At 71.3% G+C, this 2,732-nt stretch carries 2 protein-coding genes; one reads left to right on the top strand and one right to left on the bottom strand.

The features are described from left to right. Positions 1–57: 57 nt before the first annotated feature. Positions 58–1,236: a trypsin-like serine peptidase gene (locus ACFU99_RS40065; RefSeq protein ID WP_384402615.1), complete on the bottom strand. Its 1,179-nt coding sequence runs from the start codon at positions 1,234–1,236 to the stop codon at positions 58–60. Between the two features lie 474 nt (positions 1,237–1,710). Here ACFU99_RS40065 and ACFU99_RS40060 point away from each other — a divergent pair. Next, on the top strand, positions 1,711–2,732 hold a 1,022-nt coding region (locus ACFU99_RS40060; RefSeq protein WP_384402618.1), incomplete at its 3' end, for a diaminobutyrate--2-oxoglutarate transaminase family protein.

Raw genomic sequence — 2,732 nt, 5'->3', positions numbered from 1 at the left:
GGAGGCAGGACCGCACCGGTCCCGCCTCCCTCCGCTCACACGCCGTGGCTCAGCGGCTCACTGGCCGGCGTACTTCTTGCTGACCTCGTCGAAGATCGCCTTGGCCTCGGGGCCCAGTCGCGGACCCGCCAGCCAGCCCGCCGTCGACGGGCCGATCGAGGTGTTCGACACCAGCGCGGGCTGGCCGTCCTTGCCCGTGGCGACCCACCCGCCACCGGACGAACCGGCCGTCATCGTGCAGCCGATGCGGTACATCGTCGGCTGCTGGGCCTGGAGGGTCAGCCGGCCCGGCTTGTCGATGCAGTCGTACATCTTCTGGCCGTCGAACGGCGCCGCGGCCGGGTAGCCCCAGGCGCCCATGCTGGAGATCTGCGGCGCCTGCGGTGCGTCGAAGTTCACCGGGAGCGCCGCCCCGACCGTCTCCTCCAGCGACTTGCCGGTGCCGTTCTCCTGCTTCACGTGCAGCACCGAGAAGTCGTACGGAGCGCCCGCGCCGCCGGACTCCGCGCCCTGCGAGATCCACTGCGAGGAGGTCTGCGCCCAGTCGGCCCACCACGCGCCGTACGGAGCGACGTCCTGCTCCGGGGCGCTGTTCAGCTGCGAGGCCGGCAGACCCTTGTTGTTGTACGCGGGGACGAAGGCGATGTTGCGGTACCAGCCGCCCTTCTTGCCCGCGTGCACGCAGTGGCCGGCCGTCCACACCATGTTGGACTTGCCGGGGTGCGCCGGGTCCTTCACGACCGTCGCCGAGCAGACCATGTGGCCCTGCGGGCTGTCGAAGAAGACCTTGCCGACCGGGGCCGCGTTCTGCGTGTACGGCAGGCCGACGGGCTTGGCCTGGACCGGGCTGGGCTCGGGGTCGGTGACGCCCTGGTCGCCCGAGAAGTCCTTCGTGCCGAGCGTCTTGTCGCTCGTGTGCGCGTCCTTCATCGTCTCGGGCTTCCAGTGGCCCTTGATGATCGGGTTGACGAAGTCCCGGGCCTCACGCAGCCAGTCGTCCTTGCTCCAGTTCTTCCAGGCGCCGTTCTTCCACTTGTCGAGGTCCTTCAGGGACGTCGGCAGGTCCTTGGGCAGCTTGAAGCCGTCGTCGCCGGACTTGTCCCCCTGGTCGGTCGACGCGGAGGCGTTGTCGCTGCCTGACGCCTTGTCGTCGGACGGACCGCAGGCGGTGGCGGTCAGCGCGAGCACGGCGGCCAGCGCTGCCGAGGCCAGCACTGGGCGGCGGATGGATGACATGGAGTGGGCTCCCCGTGTTGATCTTTTGTTCTGTCTGCGTGATGTGAACTTGTCATGCCTGGTCGGCACGTCCGTCCCGGCGTAGGGACAGAGGGCCACCACTATGCCGGTGAGGTGGGAGACGGCCGCGAGCGGGTCCGCGGTTCCGCGCTGCCAAGGATCTTGCTCCGGGCCGTGATCCGTGGCCTGCGCCGTCGTTGGTACATACGGGGGACAGCCGACCGGCGTTCAGCAGCAGGTCCAGCAGCAGGAGGACACAGAGTCGTGGCCTTGACCCAGCTCCCGGTGACGCAACCGTCCGCCGCTCAGGAACCCGCGGCTCCGAAACCCGCCGTTCAGGAATCGGCCGCTCTGGAATCCACGGCTTCGGAATCCGCAGCTCCGGCCACGGCTGCGGAATCCACGGCTACGGAACCCACGGCTCCGGAATCCACGGCTCCGGAATCCGCCGCCCAAGAAGGGGCGCACGAATCCATCCTGCGGCGCCAGTCGTCGCGGGAGTCCGCGGCGCGTACGTACGCCCGCTCGCTGCCTATCGTGCCGGTGCGCGCGCGGGGCCTGACGATCGAGGGCGCGGACGGCCGCCGGTACCTGGACTGCCTCTCCGGCGCGGGCTCGCTGGCGCTCGGTCACAACCACCCCGTGGTCCTGGAGGCCATCCGCGGCGTGCTCGACTCGGGCGCGCCCCTGCACGTACTGGACCTGGCCACCCCGGTGAAGGACGCCTTCACCAGCGAACTGTTCGCCACCCTGCCGCGCGGACTGGCCGACTCCGCCCGCATCCAGTTCTGCGGACCGGCCGGTACGGACGCGGTCGAGGCCGCGCTCAAGCTCGTACGGACCGCCACCGGACGCGACGGGCTGCTCGCCTTCTCCGGCGCGTACCACGGCATGACGGCCGGGGCGCTCGCCGTCTCCGGGGGAGCGCACAGCGCGCGCGTGACCCGGCTGCCCTATCCGCAGGACTACCGCTGCCCGTTCGGGACCGGCGGCGAGCAGGGCGCGCGGCTCGCGGCGCGCTGGACCGAATCCCTCCTGGACGACCCCAAGAGCGGGGTGAGCACGCCCGCCGGGATGATCGTCGAACCCGTGCAGGGCGAGGGCGGAGTGATCCCCGCGCCGGACGGCTGGCTGCGCCGGATGCGGGAGATCACCGCGGACCGGGGCATCCCGCTCATCGCCGACGAGGTCCAGACGGGGGTCGGGCGCACGGGGGCCTTCTGGGCGGTCGAACACAGCGGCGTCGTCCCCGATGTGATGGTCCTGTCCAAAGCCATCGGCGGCAGCCTCCCGCTCGCGGTCATCGTCTACCGCGAGGAACTCGACGCCTGGCAGCCCGGCGCCCACGCCGGCACCTTCCGCGGCAACCAGCTCGCCATGGCGGCCGGGACCGCGACCCTGAAGTACGTGCGCGAGAACGGGCTCGCCGAGCGCGCCGCCCTGCTCGGCGCGCGCATGACGGGCCGACTGCGCCGCCTCGGCGAGGAGTACGAGCG

The sequence above is a fragment of the Streptomyces sp. NPDC057654 genome, from assembly GCF_042800135.1.
GTDB lineage: Bacteria > Actinomycetota > Actinomycetes > Streptomycetales > Streptomycetaceae > Streptomyces.
Note: the sequence above shows the minus strand (reverse complement) of the source record. Positions and strands in the feature narration are given on the sequence as shown.